The sequence below is a fragment of the Clostridium sp. BJN0013 genome (assembly GCF_040939125.1).
Lineage (GTDB): Bacteria > Bacillota > Clostridia > Clostridiales > Clostridiaceae > Clostridium_B.
This window is the reverse complement of the sequence record NZ_CP162495.1, coordinates 980,569-1,002,910: the sequence shown is the minus strand read 5'-3', so window position 1 is coordinate 1,002,910 and position 22,342 is coordinate 980,569. Positions and strand designations below refer to the sequence as shown.

Annotated in this window: 20 protein-coding genes, 1 tRNA gene, 1 pseudogene and 1 riboswitch; of the genes and pseudogenes, 5 read left to right on the top strand and 17 right to left on the bottom strand. The window is 31.0% G+C overall.

All coding sequences use genetic code 11. From position 1 onward, the window contains the following. Window positions 1-41 precede the first annotated feature (41 nt). Entirely contained in the window at window positions 42-2,663 is a 2,622-nt protein-coding gene (locus AB3K27_RS05340) for a calcium-translocating P-type ATPase, PMCA-type (RefSeq protein WP_368490205.1), read from the bottom strand. 169 nt (window positions 2,664-2,832) lie between these two features. On the opposite strand from AB3K27_RS05340, the gene AB3K27_RS05335 reads away from it, so the two are divergent. Continuing rightward, window positions 2,833-3,255 (top strand): YaaR family protein, encoded by a 423-nt coding sequence (locus AB3K27_RS05335; RefSeq protein WP_368490204.1) that lies wholly within the window; start codon window positions 2,833-2,835, stop codon window positions 3,253-3,255. Between the two features lie 73 nt (window positions 3,256-3,328). Here the strand turns inward: AB3K27_RS05335 and AB3K27_RS05330 are convergent, their stop codons facing one another. The 4 genes from AB3K27_RS05330 to AB3K27_RS05315 all read right to left on the bottom strand — a co-directional run bounded on the left by AB3K27_RS05330 (window position 3,329) and on the right by AB3K27_RS05315 (window position 6,790). Further along, a complete protein-coding gene (locus AB3K27_RS05330; RefSeq protein ID WP_368490203.1) occupies window positions 3,329-4,600 on the bottom strand; it encodes a M14 family metallopeptidase in 1,272 nt (423 codons plus the stop codon). Window positions 4,601-4,713: 113 nt separating this feature from the next. Beyond that, on the bottom strand, window positions 4,714-5,232 hold the full coding sequence (locus AB3K27_RS05325) for a gamma carbonic anhydrase family protein (RefSeq protein ID WP_368490202.1): 519 nt from the start codon (window positions 5,230-5,232) through the stop codon (window positions 4,714-4,716). Between the two features lie 109 nt (window positions 5,233-5,341). Beyond that, window positions 5,342-5,698 carry a hypothetical protein gene (locus tag AB3K27_RS05320; RefSeq protein ID WP_368490201.1) on the bottom strand — a complete coding sequence of 119 codons (357 nt, stop codon included), beginning with the start codon at window positions 5,696-5,698 and terminating at the stop codon, window positions 5,342-5,344. 117 nt (window positions 5,699-5,815) lie between these two features. Continuing rightward, window positions 5,816-6,790: an asparagine synthetase A gene (locus AB3K27_RS05315; protein ID WP_368490200.1), complete on the bottom strand. Its 975-nt coding sequence runs from the start codon at window positions 6,788-6,790 to the stop codon at window positions 5,816-5,818. A gap of 387 nt (window positions 6,791-7,177) precedes the next feature. On the opposite strand from AB3K27_RS05315, the gene AB3K27_RS05310 reads away from it, so the two are divergent. Further along, window positions 7,178-7,663, top strand: coding sequence for an Lrp/AsnC ligand binding domain-containing protein (locus AB3K27_RS05310; RefSeq protein WP_368490199.1), 486 nt, complete (start codon window positions 7,178-7,180; stop codon window positions 7,661-7,663). 102 nt (window positions 7,664-7,765) lie between these two features. After that, window positions 7,766-7,993: a DUF378 domain-containing protein gene (locus AB3K27_RS05305; protein WP_368490197.1), complete on the top strand. Its 228-nt coding sequence runs from the start codon at window positions 7,766-7,768 to the stop codon at window positions 7,991-7,993. A 72-nt stretch (window positions 7,994-8,065) separates the two neighbouring features. On the opposite strand, the gene argH is transcribed toward AB3K27_RS05305, so the two are convergent. The 6 genes from argH to AB3K27_RS05275 all read right to left on the bottom strand — a co-directional run bounded on the left by argH (window position 8,066) and on the right by AB3K27_RS05275 (window position 14,365). Beyond that, complete coding sequence (argH, locus tag AB3K27_RS05300) at window positions 8,066-9,382, bottom strand: argininosuccinate lyase (RefSeq protein WP_368490195.1); 1,317 nt, start codon at window positions 9,380-9,382, stop codon at window positions 8,066-8,068. A gap of 2 nt (window positions 9,383-9,384) precedes the next feature. Further along, window positions 9,385-10,590, bottom strand: coding sequence for an argininosuccinate synthase (locus AB3K27_RS05295; protein ID WP_368490193.1), 1,206 nt, complete (start codon window positions 10,588-10,590; stop codon window positions 9,385-9,387). 182 nt (window positions 10,591-10,772) lie between these two features. Next, window positions 10,773-11,552: an amino acid ABC transporter ATP-binding protein gene (locus AB3K27_RS05290; RefSeq protein WP_368490191.1), complete on the bottom strand. Its 780-nt coding sequence runs from the start codon at window positions 11,550-11,552 to the stop codon at window positions 10,773-10,775. A 28-nt stretch (window positions 11,553-11,580) separates the two neighbouring features. Beyond that, a complete protein-coding gene (gene ehuC / locus AB3K27_RS05285; RefSeq protein WP_368490190.1) occupies window positions 11,581-12,231 on the bottom strand; it encodes an ectoine/hydroxyectoine ABC transporter permease subunit EhuC in 651 nt (216 codons plus the stop codon). Between the two features lie 29 nt (window positions 12,232-12,260). Further along, complete coding sequence (locus tag AB3K27_RS05280; protein ID WP_368490189.1) at window positions 12,261-13,070, bottom strand: ABC transporter substrate-binding protein; 810 nt, start codon at window positions 13,068-13,070, stop codon at window positions 12,261-12,263. A gap of 158 nt (window positions 13,071-13,228) precedes the next feature. Continuing rightward, on the bottom strand, window positions 13,229-14,365 hold the full coding sequence (locus AB3K27_RS05275; protein ID WP_368488402.1) for an ISAs1 family transposase: 1,137 nt from the start codon (window positions 14,363-14,365) through the stop codon (window positions 13,229-13,231). A 202-nt stretch (window positions 14,366-14,567) separates the two neighbouring features. On the opposite strand from AB3K27_RS05275, the gene AB3K27_RS05270 reads away from it, so the two are divergent. Beyond that, window positions 14,568-15,461 (top strand): D-alanine--D-alanine ligase, encoded by an 894-nt coding sequence (locus AB3K27_RS05270; RefSeq protein WP_368490188.1) that lies wholly within the window; start codon window positions 14,568-14,570, stop codon window positions 15,459-15,461. 44 nt (window positions 15,462-15,505) lie between these two features. On the opposite strand, the gene AB3K27_RS05265 is transcribed toward AB3K27_RS05270, so the two are convergent. The 6 genes and pseudogenes from AB3K27_RS05265 to AB3K27_RS05240 form a co-directional block, all read right to left on the bottom strand. Beyond that, complete coding sequence (locus tag AB3K27_RS05265) at window positions 15,506-17,992, bottom strand: MBL fold metallo-hydrolase (RefSeq protein ID WP_368490187.1); 2,487 nt, start codon at window positions 17,990-17,992, stop codon at window positions 15,506-15,508. Between the two features lie 165 nt (window positions 17,993-18,157). Further along, window positions 18,158-19,189: pseudogene (locus tag AB3K27_RS05260) on the bottom strand (3-deoxy-7-phosphoheptulonate synthase); the annotation flags it as partial. Window positions 19,190-19,365: 176 nt separating this feature from the next. After that, complete coding sequence (gene thiE / locus AB3K27_RS05255) at window positions 19,366-19,977, bottom strand: thiamine phosphate synthase (protein WP_368490185.1); 612 nt, start codon at window positions 19,975-19,977, stop codon at window positions 19,366-19,368. Beyond that, window positions 19,968-20,777, bottom strand: coding sequence for a hydroxyethylthiazole kinase (thiM, locus tag AB3K27_RS05250; protein WP_368490184.1), 810 nt, complete (start codon window positions 20,775-20,777; stop codon window positions 19,968-19,970). Before thiM ends, thiE begins: the two co-directional genes overlap by 10 nt. 60 nt (window positions 20,778-20,837) lie before the next feature. Next, the gene (gene thiD, locus AB3K27_RS05245; protein WP_368490183.1) at window positions 20,838-21,638 is read right to left on the bottom strand and encodes a bifunctional hydroxymethylpyrimidine kinase/phosphomethylpyrimidine kinase; all 801 of its coding nucleotides are present in this window, start codon (window positions 21,636-21,638) and stop codon (window positions 20,838-20,840) included. Window positions 21,639-21,764: 126 nt separating this feature from the next. Then, window positions 21,765-21,866: riboswitch (TPP riboswitch) on the bottom strand. Between the two features lie 71 nt (window positions 21,867-21,937). After that, entirely contained in the window at window positions 21,938-22,084 is a 147-nt protein-coding gene (locus tag AB3K27_RS05240) for a hypothetical protein (RefSeq protein WP_368490182.1), read from the bottom strand. Between the two features lie 83 nt (window positions 22,085-22,167). On the opposite strand from AB3K27_RS05240, the gene AB3K27_RS05235 reads away from it, so the two are divergent. Further along, window positions 22,168-22,254: transfer RNA gene (locus AB3K27_RS05235), tRNA-Leu, on the top strand. Window positions 22,255-22,342 lie beyond the last annotated feature (88 nt).

Genomic DNA, 22,342 nt, shown 5'->3' with positions numbered 1-22,342 from the left:
CTTTAAGAATTTAAATACTCTTAAAGCTTAGAAATAGATTATTACTTTCGCTCTACTTTATTATAAATTATTTTTGCAATCTCATTTATAATAAGAGGTATAAGTGACAGGAGAATAACAAACATCCAGTCATTTGGTGTAAGAGTAAATACCTTAAATACTGAAGCTAAGAAAGGTACCGTGATAACTATATTCTGAAGTATTATACCTAAAATTATAGCCCCTATTAAATATTTATTGGTAAAAATTCCAATTTCAAATATAGACTTTTTATTATGTCTGATACTTAAAGTATACAAGAGTTGAGATATGCTAAGTACTGCAAAAGACATAGTTTGTGCATGCATAACAGAATTTGGATATACCTTAATACCTATATAAAAGGCAGACAAGGTAAGTATACCTATTAAAATACCATTTCCTATTAAAAATACACCACTTCTTCCTGAAAATAATCCTTCTTTTTGATTTCTAGGTTTTTCTTTCATTATATCAGGATCATCTGGATCTACTCCTAATGCCAAAGCAGGCAAACTATCTGTTATAAGATTTACCCAAAGCAGATGAATAGGTCTTAAAATTGCAGGCCACCCTAACACTATTCCTATAAATAAGGCTATTAGCTCCCCTATATTACAAGAAAGAAGAAATGTTATAGATTTTCTTATGTTATTGTATATATTCCTTCCTTCCTTTACAGCTTCCACAATAGTTGAAAAATTGTCATCCGTAAGTATCATATCAGAAGCACCCTTTGCCACATCTGTTCCAGTAATACCCATAGCTACTCCTATATCAGCTGCTTTCAAAGAAGGTGCATCATTTACACCATCTCCAGTCATAGATACTATATTCCCTTTTTGTTTTAAAGCTTTAACTATTCTTACCTTGTGCTCTGGAGACACTCTTGCAAAGACTCTTAAATCATCAATTTTATTTACGACTTCATCTTCTGACATTCTATCAAATTCAGCTCCCAGTATTACCTGAGAACTATCCTCTGCTATACCCAGCTCTTTTGCTATGGCATAGGCAGTATTTTTATGGTCTCCTGTAATCATAACAGTTATTATACCAGAGTTTTTACATTCTTCTATAGATTTCTTTACATTTTCTCTAGGAGGATCTATCATTCCCACAAGTCCTACAAAGATCAATTCATTTTCCATGGAATCAATTTTAATATCTGATGAATTCTCCGTCTTAACGGCAGTTGCAAGTACTCTAAGAGCATCTTTTGACATTGAATCAGAAGCTGAAATCACTTTAGATTTTAATTCTTCTGTGAAATCTACTACATGACCTCCCAAATACATATAACTGCAGATTTTTATTAAGTTATCTACCGCACCTTTTGTAATCACATGATACTTATCCCCATATTCATTTAAAGTGGTCATAAGCTTCCTATCAGAATCAAAAGGTATTTCATTTACCCTAGTATGGGATTTACTTTCACTATCTTTAAATATATTAAACTTAAAACCAAGTTCTAAAAGTGCAATTTCTGTAGGATCTCCTGTTTGTGAATTTTCAGAATAAGTGGCATCATTACAAAGTACCATATTCTCTATAAGTCTCTTATGTATAAAATTATTTTCATCTAACTTTAGAATACTGTCTAATGTATCATCTGCATAAAACTTTGTAACAGTCATCTTATTTTGAGTTAGGGTTCCAGTCTTATCAGAACATATTATATTTACAGAACCTAATGTCTCTATAGCCGGAAGCTTTCTCACTATGGCATTCTTTCTTATCATTCTCTGTACTCCCACTGCAAGTACTATAGTAACCATAGCTGGAAGGCCTTCTGGAATGGCAGCTACCGCTAGACTTATGGCCGTTAGAAACATTTCAAATAAATCTCTCTTTTGAATCACAGCTACTGCAAACATAAGAATACAAATTATAAGTACTACAAAACCTAACATTTTTCCGAGCTGAGCCAATTTTTTTTGAAGTGGAGTTAAATTTTTACTATCTTCATGAAGCATTTTTGCTATTTTCCCTATTTCCGTATTCATGCCTGTAGCTACAGCCACCCCTACACCTCTTCCATAAGTAACTAACGTAGACATAAAAGCCATATTTCTTTGATCTCCAAGGGCTACATCATCTTCTTCTAAAATACCCTCTGCATATTTTTCTGAAGGCACAGATTCTCCCGTTAAAGCTGATTCTTCTATTTTTAAATTTGCACTTTCTATTAATCTTAAATCACAGGGAACATATTTACCCGCATCTAAAATCACTATATCTCCAATGACTACATCTTCAGAAGAAATTTCTATAACTTTTCCATCTCTTTTTACCAGTGCCTTGGGTACGGAAAGTTTCTTCAAAGATTCCAGTGCCTTTTCTGCCTTCGCTTCCTGTATCAAGCCTATAACTGCATTTAATACAATTACAATCCCTATTATAATTGCATCACTTATTTCATTAAGTAATGCAGAAACCACTGCTGCAGCCAGAAGTATATATATAAGAACATCATTTATCTGTTCAAATAAAAGCACTAAAATTGACTTTTTCTTTTTCTCTGCCAATTTGTTTTGTCCATATTTTTCTATTCTGATCTTTGCTTCTTCACTGGTAATACCATTTATAGAATCTGTATTCAATTCCTCTGTTACCTCTTTGCTGCTTTTTTTAAACCACATAAAATCACCTACCCTTTGTTGTATTTTTTGAATTTAGTATAATCTTATACTTATTTTAAATAATTATTACATCCTAACTTTATTTTTAATATAATTTCACTATGTTTTTACGGAAATATTATATATAATAATTTATAAGTGTATTTTAATAAAAGTGTGGAGGTAAATTATGGAAATTTCTAGAATTGGTAGATCTTCTGCTCCTTCTTCTAAAAATAAAAGTATGACAATAAAAAAGGATTTTTCTCAAAGTTTTAATTCCCAGATGGGAAAAAAATCTGAACAAGAACTAAAAAATATGTTTGACAATATTAAGAAAAAAGGAAATAGATTATCTATAACAAAATGTTATGCAGACGTTAAAATCTATAAAAAAATGATACAAGAATATTTAGAATCAGTGTTAAAGTATATGTATAATGTAAAAAAAGATATAAGCTTTTGGCAAACACAATATTTTATAACTGTAGATACCATAGATAGAAAGCTAGAAGAACTTACCTCATTATTAATGAGTGAACAGAAAGAAAATTTAAGTGTAGCTGCTACTATTGATGATATAAGTGGCCTTTTAGTAGATATATACAAATAAAATTTTTTGATAGTTGTATTTAAATCCTATGTATTTTTAATATGATATATTCCACCCTAAAAGGTGGAATATATCATATTACAGATGCCAATAGAAGTATTTCCTCATTATCATCATATATTTTGTCAAATTGACTTATAGGAAGAGGGTTTTTCCCTTTGCCTACTTCTATAGTAAACCCAGGTCTTTTGTGATCTTGTATAAACCAATCTTTATATCCAGCATAAGATGCTATTCCAGTAGTTTCCGCTAAAGAATAACCACTGGCCTTAGCAAACAATTCTCCTATCCTTCTTGACTCTGAAGGAGTTACTTCATCATACTGCCAATAAATAACTTCACCCTGACTGTGATAAGCTAACACCAACCTAAAATTATGATTATTTGTAAACCCCACCATAGCCTTTGTTTCAGGTTCTGATACAGGATAAGGTCCTGAATACCTGGTAGGTCCAGGTCCATATACCCCATAAGAAGCTTCTGCTTCTTTTGAAAGTTGCCATCCTGCGTCATAATTATGATTAATATCTACCCCTCTATTATTGGCTTGCCAATCTTTAGAGAAATCTTCACTGTTATTGTTCCACCTCTTCAAGTCATAGTAGAAAGGATTATTTCTACTTAATCCATTTAAAACAAGTTCTACTCCATCAGGGTTTACCATGGGAACTATATATATACTACTATTTCTCCATATATCCCCTATATTATATCCTCTTATATTTTCTCCCCGGCTATAGGCTCTAGCAAAATTTTCTATAAATTTCATCAAAAGTGGAGCCGTTATCCATTCCAGTGAATGATGAACTCCATTATATGATACTTCATTAGTTCCTACACCAAGCCTCACATAGTAAAGCTGCTTTCCAAGTACACTTTCACCTATACTGCCAACAGTTATAAAGGGATATCTAGCTTCTAGTCCCATAAGATCCGTTTCCAATATATCATAGGTATAATCTATATTTGTATCTACTACATCTATATTATAAGGTACCTTGACTTTCACTCCAGGAATTAATCCAAAAGGTTCTATTCCTGGATTTGCTACTATTATGTCATACACATCAGTTCCATATTTTTTAGCTATGTTGTATAGAGTATCTCCTGTTCTAATAGTATATATATCATACCCTAACATAAAACTTCTCAAAATTCTATAAGTAGCAGATCCTATTATTCCATCTACAGTTAAGCCATGATTTCTCTGAAAAATTTCTACTGCTGCTTTAGTATCTGTACCATATATTCCATCTATTGCTCCAGGATTATATCCTATTTTTTTTAGAGTTGCCTGTATGTGCATAACTTCAGTGCCTCTAGATCCTAATTTAAAAATGGGCATATTTAATCTCCTAATTATTTATGTTAATATATATCTATACTTTTCTAATAAAATAGGTGACTAAATCATATTTAAAATTATTTGTATTATATATTTCAGTTATTATATAAGATTTATATTATTACATATTGCTTATAACTTCTAGATTGTCTAATGTATTCCTCTGCCGAATGTCTTAGAAACTTTTTTTCCTCAGTAGTAAGTTTCCTTATAACTTTTGCCGGAGAACCCATACATAATACCCCAGAAGGTATTTTTTTATTTTTAGTTACAAGACTTCCTGCTCCTATAATAGTCTCTGTCCCAATTTCCGCATTATCTAAAATTATAGAACCCATTCCTATTAAAGAATAATCTCCAACTTTTCCTCCATGTATTATAGCATTATGTCCTATAGTAACATATTCTCCTATCTCCGTAGGATTCTCCTCTAGACTTGTATGTATAGTACAATTATCTTGTACATTACTCCCTTTTCCCACATATATGTGATTTAGATCTCCCCTAAGTACAGCTCCAAACCATATACTCACATCCTCACAAAGTTTAACTTTTCCTATAACCTCTGCATTATCTGCTATAAAACAGCTTTCATCCAATTCTGGAATATAGTATTTAAACTTTCTTATCATAAACCCGCACTCCCTTAAAAATTAGTATTTTATTAAAGTAAATTATACCTAACTAAATTACAATCAATTTAATCTTGATATAAAAGTATTATATTTACACCTTGATTTCTTATTTTTTCTTATTCACTCTATTAGGCTTAGCTTTAGGCCTTATTCTTATGTCTTTACTCTTGGAAGATTTTCTTCTGTCAGTATATATACCCCCATTCTTTAAATCTACAAACCATAAAAATAAGATTAAAAACAGGGCAGAAGAAATATATTGCCATATAGTACCACTTAGATTGTATTTAAAATAAGCTGAAATTACAGGTGGCAAAAAAAAGGCACATATAGATAATATAAGAATCAGCCATTTATTAGGGTGAAATCTATATAGTATATGGGATTTTAATAGCCTATAAAAAATTATCACCAATACTGTCATAAACAGTACTTGTAATGCTATATTCAACCATGAAGGCATTTCATTTCCTCCTTTAATTTATCTATCTTTATATTATTATATACTTTAAACGTAGAAAAATAAATAATAGAGAGCTTTTTATATATTAAAAAAAGGCTGTCCTAAATCAGCCTTTTTTTAAAATATATATTTACCTTTTCCTGGTTTTCTACTAAATACAGTAACTTCATCAATATCATCCTGTTGACAAACAAACCTGGTCATTCTTTCAACTCCAAATCCAGCTCCAGCTGTTTTGGGAATTTCTCCTCTTTTGGCCAGTTTAATATAATCTTCCATAGCCTCTTCATCCATGCCTACTTCTCTCATTCTTGTAATAATTCTGTCATATTCATATTCCCTTTCTCCACCGCTTAATCCTTCTACATAACCCATAGGCCATATTAAATCATAGTTTTTATAAGTTCCCATATTTTCTAAATCTTCAGCATCATAAAACTCTCTCTTGTGGTTTATGAGCCAGAAAGGTTTAGTTGCTTCTTTTGAAGCAAGAGCTTCAAAATCTTTTCCATATTTAGCCTCTAACTCTTGAGTAGTGTGTCTTTCAAAAGGTCCCGATATATCTAAATGAGAAGTTCCTATTTCTAATTTTCTAAACTCCTCTTTGCACTCTTCTTTTATATAGGAAAATGCTTGTTCTATTAATCCTTCCATAAATTCAAATATGGTATCCATAGTTGCATCCTTAAATTCAAAATCTATTTGAGTAAATTCAAATAAATGTCTGGTATCTCCTCTTTCTGGAAGTTCTAACCTTACATTAGGAGATACAATGTATATCTTTTGTAAATATGGACTTGACAAGGCCAGCTGTTTATGGAATATCATGGACTTTGTAACATTGAATTTTTGACCTCCATAAGTAAAATCACATTCTTCTACGCTGTGGCAAAGCGGATCTGTTATAGGAGATATCATGTTAGGTAAAAGTCTCACTACTCCATTTTTATACATATAATCATCTACTGATCTTAAAATTGCTTGCTGTATCTTAAGTATACTAGGTAATTTTTCTCTTTTAATTTTTCCAATTGCTTCATCTAAAAGTTTTAATTCCCTTTCCCTCTCATCTTTTAATACATATGTTTTCATATATAAAAACCTCCCTCAATATTCTTAATAGTTTTATCCGAAGGCTGCAATTAACTAACCCAGCTTCTTCAAAGTGAGGGATGAGCGCTGCTACACCCCTTTGCTTTTTATTTCTTTAACAATATAATAATACTTTTTTGCATAAATTACAATATTATTAATTAGTATTATTGAAATTTATTTATTTATCAGTCAGCTCCATCTTTAATTGAGTAATTAAAAATTATGTGTTAATGATAACGTTTCAAATTATTAATTTGATAAAGTTTCTGATATAATGTTATTATAGGATTGCTATCTATTTAAACTATAGCAAATTATATTAATTTAAATTTTATTAAAAAACTAAATTGATTTTAATAGATTTTAAAAAGGAGGAAATGTAAATTGAGCTTAAAAATTAATGGATTAGATGATTTAGACCTTCAAATTCTTGATATTCTTTTAAAGGACTCAAGAACTCCTTTTCTAGAAATAGCTAGAAAATGTCACGTAAGTGGTGGAACCATACATGTTAGAATGAAAAAGATGCAAGATATGCACATAATAAAAGGTACTAAACTTATAATTGACAACTCCAAAATAGGATACGATGTATGTGGTTTTATCGGCATATACCTTGATAAAGCTAAATCTTTTAAAGAGACCCTGGAACAATTAGAGAACATAAAAGAAATTGTGGAGATCCATTACACTACTGGAGAATATTCAATATTTATAAAAGTAATTTGTAAAAATATAACTGATTTACAAAATTTGCTTATGAATAAAATACAATCTGTAGATGGAGTACAGAGAACAGATACTATCATATCTCTTTTTCAACCTGTAGATAGAAGTTTAAATATAGATATCTTAGACAGCGGACATTAGTTTTTTATCTTCTTTTTATTTTTAGCTTATAAATTTTAAGAATATGGAAATAATAAATATGGGCACAATATATTTATATAAAATAAAAAGGAGATGTAAGTTATGAAAACACTAGATATTATTGCATTAATATTAGTTGTAATAGGTGCTCTAAATTGGGGACTAATTGGATTTTTTAGATTTGATCTTATAGCAGCACTATTTGGAACAATGTCTACATTCACTCGAGTATTATACGCCATTGTAGGCCTCGGAGGATTATATGCTCTTTCATTTTTCGGAAAAGAAAGAATTGCCGGAGATTCAAGAGATGCGGGTGAAGTTAAATAATTGTTAAACCAATTATTTACCCTAAAAAGTGGAAAACTTTTTAATCAAGTTTTCCACTTTTTAGGGTATCTATTACTTTAAATTCTTTTTAATTCCTCTATTTAATGTATTTTTATAATCTATAAAATTATATACATCCTCTGAAAAAAGAGAACTGAATTTTTTTAACTCATCTAAAGAAATATCTTCTATAGCTTTATTTTTATCTTCACAATACAGCACAATTTCACCAATTACCTTATGTGCATCCCTAAAGGCCATACCTTTATTAACTAAATAATCTGCTGCTTCTGTGGCATTTAAAAAACCTCTTTTAACTGCATTAAAGGTATTTCTTTCATTGACTTTTAATGTGGAGAGCATGCCACTCATAATTTTAAGGCAGCTTAATACAGTATCTAAGGAGTTAAAAAGCTGTTCCTTATCTTCCTGCATATCTTTATTATAGGCAAGAGGAATACCTTTCATAGTAGTTAGCAGTGATATGAGTGACCCATATACTCTCCCAGTTTTGCCTCTTATAAGTTCTGCAGCATCAGGATTCTTCTTCTGAGGCATTATGCTGCTTCCTGTGGAAAATTCATCATCTATTTGTATAAAATCAAATTCTTTACTGCTCCATAATATAAGTTCTTCACTTAAACGGCTTAAATGCATCATTATTATAGAAAAATCTGATATTAATTCTATAACATAATCTCTGTCACTTACGCCATCCAAAAAATTATCTACAGGTTTTTTAAATCCCAATTCCTTAGCAGTAAAATTCCTATCTATGTTATAAGTGGTTCCCGCTAGAGCACAGCACCCTAAAGGACTCTCATCCATAATGTCAACAGCATTTAATATTCTTTGCCTATCTCTTTTAAGCATATGGTAATATGCCATTATGTGATGTTTAAAAGTTACTACCTGGGCCCTCTGTAGATGAGTATATCCCGGCATTATTACACTATTTTTATCACCAAGATTTTTTATCACATCCTGAAGATACTCTATATTTTCAACTACTTCCAGAGCCTTTCTCTTAGTATATAATCTAAAATCTAATGCTACTTGATCATTTCTACTTCTAGCGGTATGTAATTTTTTTGCTACTTGTCCTATCCTCTCTATTAAATTAATCTCCACAAAGCTATGTATATCTTCATAATCTCCTTCTACTTTAAGTCTATCTTCTTCTATATCTTTTAATATAGACTCTAATCCACTCAATATAACTTTACTTTCTTCATTAGATAAAATATTACATTTAGCAAGCATTCTAACATGAACCATGCTTCCTTCTATATCTTCCCTATAAAGTTGTCTATCAAAACTTAGAGAACTATTAAAATCCTCCATAAGTTTACTTTCAGATTTTTTAAATCTTCCGCCCCAAAGCTTCATAACTAATTTCCTTTCTCCTTTTCTATCATAGCTTTAATCTTATATGGAAGACTAAATAATTTAATAAATCCTTCTGCATCTTTATGACTGTACAAATCACTTGCTCCAAAAGATGAAATATCCTGATCATACAGGGCATGTGATGCATCTATTCCAACCGTCATCACATTTCCTTTATAAAGTTTCAACTTTACACTTCCCGTTACATTCTTTTGGGTAACTTCTACAAAAGCATCCAATGCCTCCCTTAAAGGACTGAACCATAACCCATCATATACAAGTTCTCCATATTTCTGAGATATTATCTGTTTATAATGTGCAGTATTCTTATCTATAGTCAATCTTTCAAGAGCAGCATGAGCAGCATATAATATTGTTCCACCTGGTGTTTCATAAACCCCTCTTGATTTCATGCCAACTAATCTATTTTCTACCATATCTACTATTCCAATTCCATTTTCTCCACCTAACTTATTAAGAGCTTTTAGCATTTCTACAGGAGGTAATTCTTTTTCATTTAACTTTTTAGGAATGCCCTGTTCAAAATACAACTCTACATAAGAAACCTCATCCTTTGCTTTTTCAGGAGGAGTTGTCATAAAATACATGCTGGTTTTATGTTCATTTTTAGGATCCTCTAAATCTCCACCTTCATGGCTTACATGCCATATATTTTTATCATTTGAATATATTTTTTCTTTAGTTACAGGTACTTCTACACCTTTAGAGTTTGCATAATCTATAGCATCTTCCCTAGATTTTATATCCCATATTCTCCAGGGTGCTATTATACCTATTTCAGGATCAAAACTTGCTACTCCTACTTCAAAACGCACCTGATCATTACCTTTCCCAGTACATCCATGAGCTATATACTTAGCTCCTTCTGCATGGGCTATTTCTACCAATCTTTTTGCCATAAGCGGTCTTGCAAGAGAAGTTCCAAGTAAATATGCATCTTCATACAATATATGAGCTTTTACTGCACTAAATAAATAATCCCTCACAAATTCTTCCTTCACATCTTCAATATATACTTTAATTGCCCCTGTTCTTATAGCTTTTTTTCTTACTTCCTCCATATCATCATCTTGTCCTACATCTATACAAGCAGCAATAACGTCTAAATCGTAATTTTCCTTAAGCCAGGGAATAATAATTGAGGTATCCAGCCCTCCTGAATATGCCAACACAACTTTATCCTTCATAAATCAGACCTCCAAATTATATCAAAATTTTTATCTACTATACCAATAGCTAAATTAAGATTAACAACTAATTTTTCTTCAACTAAATATTATTTCATCCGAAGGCTATCACTGCCATCACCCCAAACTTGTTTAAAATTGGGGATAATCATTGTTAAGCCCTAGATAAGTTCTTCTAAGAATCACTTGATAACTTTGTCTAAGAAAGCTTTTGTTCTGGCCTCTTTAGGATTAGAAAATATATCTTCAGGAGACCCCTGTTCAACTATTTTTCCTCCATCCATAAATATAACTCTGTCCGCAACTTCTTTTGCAAATCCCATTTCATGACTTACAACCACCATAGTCATCCCATCCTTTGCCAAATCCTTCATTACATTTAAAACTTCTCCCACAAGTTCTGGATCTAGTGCTGATGTAGGCTCATCAAACAACATTATATCTGGATTCATAGCAAGAGCCCTTGCTATAGCAACTCTTTGCTGTTGTCCTCCTGAAAGTTTAGATGGATAATAATCCATTTTATCTCCAAGTCCAACTTTATTCAAAAGCCTTTTGGCTCTTTCAAGCACTACTGATTTCTTTTCCTTTTTAACTATCAAAGGAGCCTCCATAACATTTTCAATGGCAGTCATATGCGGAAATAGATTAAAACTTTGAAATACCATACCCATTTTGGTAGTTATCTTTCTAAGCATTTTTTTATCTTTCGGATTTAATTTTTCTCCTTCTATAATTACAGTTCCACTGTCTAATGTCTCTAGATGATTTAGACACCTTAAAAGAGTACTTTTACCTGATCCTGATGCTCCTATTACTACTAAAACTTCACCTTTTTTTACCTTTATGTTTAGATCCTTAAAAACTATTAAATTATTAAAGCTTTTAGTTAAATTAATTCCTTCTATCATGTATTCTTCTTTATTCAAGTTTTCATAATTATTCAAGATTATATTTTCCATATAATTACCTCCAATTATATTTTACCTATTAACTATAGATAGCTAATTTTTTTTCAAATGCTGCAAATACAGTTGTAAACATAGTTGTCATTATAAGATACAGCACTGCTGCTGTGAAAAATACGGATATTGGATCAAAACTACTGGCATATATCTGCTGGGCCGATCTCATAAGTTCAACCATTGCTATAGTAGATACCAGTGAAGTATCTTTTAATATAGCTATAAATTCATTTCCCACTGGAGGTATTACAACTTTCCAGGTTTGAGGTAATATTATCCTTCTCATAGTTTCTCCATAGCTAAATCCTAGAGCTTTAGCTGCTTCAAACTGCCCTTTGTGTATAGATTGTATTCCTCCTCTTATTATCTCTGCCATATAAGCGCCACAATTTAAAGAAAGCCCTATTATAGCTGCAGAAAAAGGCTTAAGTTCTATACCAACAAAAGGTAATCCATAGTAAAAGAAAAATAATTGAAGTAATAAAGGAGTCCCTCTAAATACCCAAGTATAAATACTTGACACAATTCTCAATACCATATTTTTAGATAGCTTTAAAAGTGCCAAAAATATTCCAAGAATTGTTCCAAGTATCAAAGCAATAACTGTAAGTTCTATAGTCATTACACTTCCCTTTAATAAAATAGGTAATATGTCTTTAATAAATCCCACGTTCACTGTTTTTATACACTTCCTTTTGCATATATTTATTTATATATGTCTTCCCCAAACCATTTAGTTGAGATTTTAGACATTGTTCCATCTTTTTTTAAATCATTTACTGCCTTTTGTACTGCTTCTTCTAATTCCTTATCACCTTTTCTAAATCCTATGCCCATTGGTTCACTAGTAAGCTTTTCACTCAGCACTTTATATTTTCCATTTTTTGATGCATTTGTCACATAATATCTTCCTACAGGTTCGTCAATGATTACAGCATCAATTCTACCTGCCGCAAGATCTTGAAGTGCTTCTGTAGCCTTGTCATATTTTTTTAGTTCTTTTAGCCCACTTAGCTTTGACGCAGATTTCTCACCTGTTGTTCCAAGTTCCACCCCCACAGTTTTACCTTTTAAATCACTAACACTTTTCACTTCTGTATTTTCATCTTTAACAATCACAATTTGTCCTGCCATTACATATGCTTCTGAAAAATCTATTTGTTTTTTTCTTTCATCTGTTATACTCATTCCAGATATTATAGCATCAAACTTACCAGAGTTCAGTGCTAAAATTATACCGCTAAAATCAGTACTTACAAATTCAGTTTTCACTCCAAGTTTTTTTCCTATGGCACTTGCCATATCCACATCAAATCCCTGAAGAGTATTTTTACTATCCCTAAATTCCATTGGAGGGAAAGAATCTTCCAATCCTATTTTTAAAACCCCTGCCTTTTTCACTTTTTCAAGAGAATTTTGTGTCTCATTACTGCTGCTATTACCACAGCCTGTGAATAAGGCAACTGTAAAAATGATCATTACTAACGAAATTATTGCCTTTTTAAAATTTTTCATTGTTTCTCCCCTTTTCTAAAAATAATTAAACTTTAACTCCTTAGATTAAGTACATAAATAATTATACATATATTATTATAATTATTCAATACCCTCTTCATTTTTTTCAGGACAAACGCATGAAAATATATAACTACATAAGTAAGATTACGAGTTAACTAAATTTCCATAATTTTACTTATATATTCATCAGGTTTACAATTGATTGAAAATCTTTTTAATTTTAAACTCATCTTTTTTCCCATATCCAATAATTTTAATATAGATAATGCCCATTTTCTTATTATATTCATATTTTTATTTGCTGTTTCTTCAACTGTTTTAATGCTATCCTCTTTAAATGTAACATCTAAATGCCAGTGCATTATTTCTATTCCCCAATGACCTCGTACAGCTTTTTCAAATAAGTTTATTTCAGGGGCCAAACTACTTATATAATAACGTATTTCTTTACTTTCTTTATCTTTCTTCTTTATAGTTTTTTCTACAATTCCTATACTTTTAAGATTCTTCCATTTTTCCCTATTAGTTAGCCACTTAATGTCCTTTGTTTGATAATATTCCCTTATCTCAATTTGGCCATGTGACTTTTCAACTGTTTTTTTATAATTCCCATCTTTAATTATTTTTTCCCTAAAGTCATCATCTTCAAAATAGGTTATTAAATCATTATGCAGTATTTCTTGGTTCCCTTTTACTGCTAACACGTAGTCAGCTTTTTTCTTTATTATTTTCTCAGCAATTTTAGTTTGTGTTCCCATTGCATCTATTGTTACTACATATCCTTTTATTTGTAATCTATCTAACAATTCAGGAATTGCTAAAATCTCATTTTCTTTTTCTTTCACTGCACTTTGTCCAAAACAAACTCCTTCTTCATCACACCAGGCTGACACTATGTGTAGTGGTTTTTTACCTTCAGTCTTACTTCCTCTCATAGTTTTTCCATCTATGTTAAGTATTTTTTTTATACTTTCACCATCATTTTTAGATATATATTCATTCCAAGTAGATTGAATCTGTTGAATTAAATTAGGTTCTATCATTCCCATCACTCTTTGGAAAGTATCATGTGATGGAACGCCATTTTCTAATTTAAAATACCTTTTTAAAAGTGTTTCATGTAATTTACAAAATACCTCTATTTCAGTCCACTCATTTCCATTTCCTAAAGATGCAATCAAAACCATTCCCACAATTTCATTTATTGGATATCTTACTTTATTAAATTGTCTTGGATCATCTATATTTTTCAGTGACTCAAAAAAATCATACATATCATAAATATTCTTCATAAATTTAAAATCTCCCTTTTTATGATTTTATCAAAAAAAGTGGAGATTTTAAATAAAATTTATTTCATGCGTTTGTCCTGTTTTAAAAACCACGCTTTCATATAAATATCACCACTGTGGTCCTTTAATATTTAAATAAAAATGTATAATATTATATTGAAAGGCTTACTACTTAAAAATCAAATTTTGGAGGAATTATAATATGAAAGTAGGAATTATAATGGGTGGGATATCTTCTGAAAGAGAAGTTTCCCTAAATTCAGGAAAATCAATAATAAGCTACATGGATAAAAATAAATATGACATAGTACCTATTGTTATAGATAAAAAAAGTGATGTGCTTGAAAAAGTAAAGAATATAGATTTTGCATTTATTGCTCTTCACGGAAAATTTGGTGAGGATGGTATAATACAATCCGTTTTCGAAACCATGGATATACCTTATTCAGGCTGCAGCCCTTTAACCAGCAGTATATGTATGGATAAGGATATAAGCAAAAAACTACTATGCTCTGCCAATATAAACACAGCAAAATGGATATGTGTTAAATCCATAAATGACATTGATTACAGCTACCTAGAAGAAATAGAATATCCTGTAGTGGTAAAGCCAAATTCTGGTGGTTCAAGTGTAGCTACTACCATAATAAAAAAAAGTGAGGATATAGAAAATGCTGTTCGTCTTGCCTTTAATTATGACAAAGAAATTATGATTGAAAAATATATAGAAGGAGATGAAATAACCTGCTGTATATTAAACAGAATCACTCTGCCTATACTTGCTATAAGACCCAAAAAAGGAACTTTCTTTGATTATACTTCAAAATATGCAGATGGCGGCTGTGATGAAATAGTAGTAGAATTTGAAAAGCCACTACAAAATAAAATAGAAGAAATATCCCTAAAATGTTGGGATCTATTCAAATGCAAAGGATATGTCCGGGTAGATATGATATTAAAAGACAAAGTTCCATATGTACTCGAACTCAATACTCTCCCAGGGCTTACAAAAAATAGTCTCTTCCCTAAGAGTGCCAATGGAGTAAATATATCTTTCACAGAATTATTAGATAAAATAATACAATGTTCTTTATAAAAAAGAACTCTTTTATTAGGGGAATATGAAGACATTCCCCTAAACTACCATTTTAATATACATCCTGTTTTATGTTCAAATTCTGATTTTACAGAATCCAGTCCCTCTGCATTTATATCTTCCAATTTTAATTCTAAACTTAAGTTCACATTGTTAAAGGAAGGATTTTTCTTTAATTTTATATTTTTTCTTTTGCATATTTCTAAGCCTATCTTTATTATTTCATTTTGATTTGCACTGCTGGATACACTGATATTCCATCCTGTCACATTCGCTAAATCCCTAATGTGTACTTTATACTCTTCTCCAATTACAGGACTTATAAAGGAAAGTTCTATGTACTTTTCATCGCCACATGATCTTATACTTTTCCTATAAGGCTTAAATTCTTCTTTATTAAAAAACTCCTCAATTAAGGTTAAGGCTTTATTTTGCTCCATAACTTCACATTCACCAGAAGCCTTTACATAAACACTCTCCAGATTCTCTTTTGCTTTATTCTCCGGAGATTGAATTAATAAACACAATCCGGTAATATCTTTAAATTCCTTTAACTTATCTTCCGCTATAACATACTTGGAATTTGTCATTACTATAGCTTGTTTCTGCTCCAGCCTGTAAGATATTTTTTTAATGGACACATCCTTTAAAATGGTATTTATAATTTCAGAGGCTTCATTTATATTTACAGTATCGCTTATTTCTACTTTCCATCCTACTTGTTTTTCAAATTGCTTTATTTTATTATTTATACTTTCATGTACTGTAGATGGAAAATCAAAGTTTAGGATCACCTTTTTTTCGTCATACATAAAACTTGATTTTTTAGGATTAAAATATTTAAAATATTTATTGGTAAGTTCTTTTAATTCATTTGGCTTAAGTTCTTTCATTTTTAAATCTTCCTGAACCTTTTCCTCACTTTTACATTTAAACAGAAATAATCTTCTATTATCACTTTCAAAATAAGGAGAATTCACTATAATTCTTTGAAAATTCTCTGTTGCACTTACCTCCTTATTATTTCCACTCCATATATAAATCATCTCTTCAAGGGTAAACAATCTTTCTCCATAATTAAGCAATACAAACTTCCAAAACTTTTTTAAATTATTTTCATCTAATTCCTCATCACAGTTCATAACTTTATCTAAAGATTTTCTCCATTGTTTTCGAGGTTTATTTATATTAATATCATAAATTTCACTGCATTTAGGCGCATAGACTTTTCCTTTTACTTCTGAAGAAAGTTGTATGCAAAAATTTTCTATTACATATTCATTTCCATGTACTATAAATATATTTCTAGGACTTAGAAAATTTATAAGTGATTTTATTTCGCTTTTGTCACTGTGAGCTGAGAGTCCTATATTTTTCACTTTGCAATTTACTGGAATAGCCTTTTCATTTATATATAATTTTTTATCTTTTTCTTCTTCTAAAAGATCCAGAAGTTTTCTTCCTGGAGATTCTTCATCCTGATATCCTGTCATAACTATATACCCATTTTCCATAGGAGCTATCTTTTCTGCATAATATTGGCTATATCCCCCTGTAAGCATACCCGAACTTGAAACTATTATTAAAGGATTGTCATCTTCTAATACTTTTTTTCTAAGCTTATTATCATCTATAGGAATTATATTATCATCATAAAAAGGTTCAATTCCCTTTAATATTTTCCTACCCAACGAATTTTTAAGGTATAGTGGATTTAATTTGTAAGTTCTATTTATATCCCTTATCATCCCATCTACATAAACCTTAATATCTTTTAATATATTCTTATTCAATGCCTTTTTTATAGTAAGCAGTACCTCCTGTGATCTGCCAAGGGCAAAAGCCGGAATCAACATTTTTCCTTTTTTTCTTTTACATTCATTTATAATATCTATAAGACGCTCCTCTTCCACTTCTCTATTTGAATGTAGTCTATCTCCATAGGTAGCTTCAAAAATTGCTACATCCGGCCTTAACCTTGGGACTTTTAGTCCCTCTACAGTTTTTTGTGAAAACACAGAAAAATCTCCAGAATAAAACAACGAACCCTCTGGAGTGGTAATATAAACACAGGCTGCCCCCGCTATATGCCCCGCCATATAAAATGTAAGTTTTACATCCTGAAAAATAGGAAATTCTATCATATAATTTATAGGAAATATATTATTTAGCATATTTTTAACATCTGATTCTGCATATAGGGGAATTTCCCCTTCTCTATTATTCATGATTTTCAAACTATCATAAAGAAGTACTCTCATTAGATCTTTTGTCATTTTGGTAGTATATATTCTAGCTAATGGATATTCTTTACTTATTATAGGAAGAGATCCTATATGATCCATATGGGAATGACTTATAATTATAGCATCTATGCCTCCCTGCTCCTGAATGGATTTAAAATCTGGAAGAGCATCTTTGGATGAGCCCTGTCTTATACCACAATCCATTAGTATATTTTTATTATATATTTTAACAAGTATACAACTTCCTCCTACTTCTCTAGCTCCCCCTAAAAATGAAATGTTCATGTTATAATATCATCTCCTCTTCCAGAAATATAAATATTTTAAATAGTGCACTCTGTTTGTAGTCAAATCCGAAGATGTTTTATATAACATTTTAACATATATGTTTATATTATTCAAAATTAATAATTGAAATTATTGTCAAATACAAATATAAATTTTATATATCTACACATTTTCAGCAATATAATAAATTAATTTTTCTGTATCTTCCCATCCTAAACATGGATCTGTAATGGATTTTCCATAAACACCATCATTTATATGTTGATTACCTTCTACAAGATAACTTTCAATCATAAATCCCTTTATCATCTTTTTAAGGGAAGCATCGTATTTTCTACTCATAAGTACCTCCCTTGCAATTCGAGGCTGTTCTTCATAACATTTCATAGAGTTTGCATGATTGGTGTCTATAATAATAGACGGATTTAACAATTGCTTCTCCTCATACTTTCTGGAAAGAATAATTAAATTTTCATAATGATAATTTGGAATATTTCTTCCATAAGAGTCCACTGCTCCTCTTAAAACAGCATGTGCAAGAGGATTTCCACTGGTTTCAATCTCCCAGCCATTATATATGAAAGTATGATGAAGTTGTGCTGCTTTAATAGAGTTTAACATTACCGTTAAATCTCCACTGGTAGGATTTTTCATTCCTACAGGCATATCAATGCCACTTACAGTAAATCTATGCTGTTGATCTTCCACAGAACGAGCCCCAATTGCATGATAACTTAACACATCTCCAAGATATGTGTAATTTTCAGGATACAACATTTCATCTGCCGCAGGCATATGGTATTCACTTAATGCCTTTATATGCATTTTTCTAATAGCCTTTATTCCTGCAATTAAATCTGGTTCCTTATTTGGATCCGGTTGATGCACCATTCCTTTATATCCTTCACCTGTAGTCCTTGGCTTATTTGTATAAATTCTAGGTATAATAATTATAACGTCCTTTACCTTTTCCTGTACCTCTGCAAGCCTGCCTATATATTCACAAACAGAATCTTCATTGTCTGCAGAACAAGGGCCTATTATAAGAAGAAATTTATTATCTTCATTTAAAAAAACTTTTTTTATCTCTTCATCTCTGTTTTTTTTAATTTCCTTTATATGCTTTGATAAGGGCATTTCCTCTATTATCTCATCTGCAGTAGGCATTTTTTTTATAAATCTCATACTCATATTCTTATTTTCCTTTCTTAAAGTATATTATTAAATTTATCTCAAGGTCACTATTCTACTGGAATTCACAGCCTGTCCAAAATTCAAAATGAGTGTTCCATTGAATAAATTTTTCTAATATTTACTTAATAGTTCTATGTTAAAGTATAAACTTCTATATCTATGAGTCAATAAAAATATTATTTGTGCAAAGCTTTAGCTGCAATCTCTATATCATTTTTTCCTAAAATAGCAGATACAACAGAAATGCCATCAATTCCTGTAGACAACACTTCTCTAAAATTATTCTCATTAATTCCCCCAATTGCAACTGCAGGTATATTTATGCTATTATATATACTTTTTAACCCCTCTATTCCTATAGGAATATCTATGTCTTTTTTAGTACCTGTAAAAAATATTGTCCCTATTCCCACATAATCTGCACCATTTTTTTCTGCCTCTAAAGCTTCCTCTATGTTGCCTACAGATATTCCTATTATTTTATCTTTGCCTAATATATTTCTAGCTGCAATTAAAGGCATATCACTTTGTCCAAGATGTACCCCCTCTGCATCTACAGCTTGTGCTATATCTACTCTATCATTTATTATCAAAGGAATATTATAAGCTTCAGTTATTTTTTTTACTTCCAATGCCTGCTCATAGAACTCTCTTGTAGAGGCATCTTTTTCTCTTAACTGAATTAGGGTAACCCCGCCTAGAATGGCTTGTTCCACAGCCTCATAAAGAGGTTTCCCCTTTAAAACATTTCTATCTGTAACTAGATATAAACTATAATCTAACTCCATATTATTTTACCTTCCTCTTTCAATTTTTCTTCACTTAATTCATATATACAATCTATAAGCTTTACTCTGAAGCTTCCTGGAGCTTTAGCTTCTTTATAGGCTTCTTCACCTGCTATATTCATGGAAAGTATGGCCCCTACAGTAGCTATAAACTTGTCTTCAAAAGCTCCACAGGCAGCAGCACAAAGTGCTCCAAGCATACATCCTGCTCCTGTTATATTAGTTAGCATTTCTGTTCCATTTTCAATTATTGCACTATTTTTCCCCTTTACTATAAAATCTTTTTTTCCTGTAGCTGCAACTACACAATTATATTTTTCAGACAAAATCCGAGAACACTCCAAAGCCCCTTCTCCATCCTCTAAAGAATCTACTCCTTTTACATTTGAAGTTTCTCCTGCTAAAAATTTAATTTCTCCTATATTTCCTTTTATCACATCAACTCTTCCAACTTTGAATAGTTTATCTATAAACTGAATCTTCTTTGGTATGGTAGCACAAGCCACCGGATCTAATACTACCGGAATATTATGTATTTTTGCAGACATAGCTGCCAAAATTGCAGAAGATTCCTGTTCTCTAGTAAAAGTTCCTATATTTATATATAAAGCAGACGATATTTTAACAAAATCAAAAACTTCATCATAGGCTTCGCACATGGCAGGTGAAGCACCATAGGATAACAAAATATTAGCACAATCATTTATGGTTACATAGTTAGTAATGCAGTGCACAAGAGGCACATTTCTTCTAACTTCTTTCAATACCTCTGAAACTCTATTCAATCTTAAATCATTCATTTTTTTCCTCCTCTTATAAATCTAGCCAAAAATCAAGTATCAATCAATGCTATTTTAATCTTAAAAATCTATACCGGCTTTTCTATAAATTTCAATAAGATGCCCTACAGGACCAACTCCTCTACCTAAATTAAATGAATTTTCTATAGCTTTGGTTATATACTCTTTCGAGAGGAGCATACACTTATCAATGCTGTAACCTTTAGCAAGATAAGATGCTATGGCAGAAGACAAAGTACATCCTGTACCATGGGTATTTTGGGTATTTATTTTATGTCCCTGTAAATTTAATATGCCGCCATCATAAAGTAAAATGTCATCTGCATCATTACACCTGTGTCCTCCTTTTACAAGTACACTTTTTGCTCCTAATTTTTTTATTTTAAAAGCTGCCCTTTCCATATCTTCTCTACTTTCTATTTTTAATCCAGTAAGTACTTCTGCTTCTGGAATATTGGGAGTTATAACATCTGCAATTTTTACCATATCTTTTATAGCTTGCTTGGCTTCTGGTCTTAAAAGAAAATATCCGCTTTTCGATATCATTACAGGATCCAATACTATATTTTTAGCCTTATATTCTGCCAGAAGTTTTTGTATTACAAATATAGTATCGCTATTTGAGACCATGCCAATTTTTACCGCATCTACTTCTATATCATCAAATACAGCTCTTATTTGAGACTCTACTATTTCAGGACTTACATCCATAACAGCTTGTACTCCCATTGTATTTTGTGCTGTAACAGCAGTAATTACACTCATGCCATATACCCCAAGAGCACTCATAGTTTTTAAGTCTGCCTGTATACCAGCTCCTCCCGAACTGTCAGAGCCTGCAATTGTTAATACCTTTTTCATCAAAAACACCTCCATTTATAAATTACTCATCCCCCATTTTGAAGAAGCTGGGAGTATTATCTGATTCCACCCTTCGAATAAAAATAAAAAGTGTATGCAGAAAAACATACACTTAAAAAGCCTATAAGACTATATAATATTGTTTCCCTACGCCAGCTTTACCTGGATCAGGTTCAAAGGGTTAGAAATACTTCTTCTCAGCTTTTACAAGCACCCCCACAAAACTATTATATTTTACTTTTATTTTACTACAGTAATAAAAATTTGCAACCTAAATTTTATATACAAATTTTTCACACTCACCCTTCTATTAGTATTTTACTTTTATCTATTTCATCTGAAAACATTTCACACAAAACTCTTACTAATATTTTTACACATTTATATTCTAAACCTAAAACTACTATAAAAGATTTTCTGCTAAGTTTTGAAATTCTAGTTGACAAATACTTTAGCACCTGTTATTATTTTATATGTTAACTACAGGAATTAATAGACATTAAAAGTAAATCAAACTGGTTTATATCATGCCGAAGTGGTGGAATTGGCAGACGCAACGGACTCAAAATCCGTCGCTGGCAACAGCATGCGGGTTCAAGTCCCGCCTTCGGCACCAGGTCATATTGACGGAAAAAGACTCTTCAGATTACTCATCTAAAGAGCCTTTTTCATCTCTATATTCCCTAACTTATTTTTACTATAAC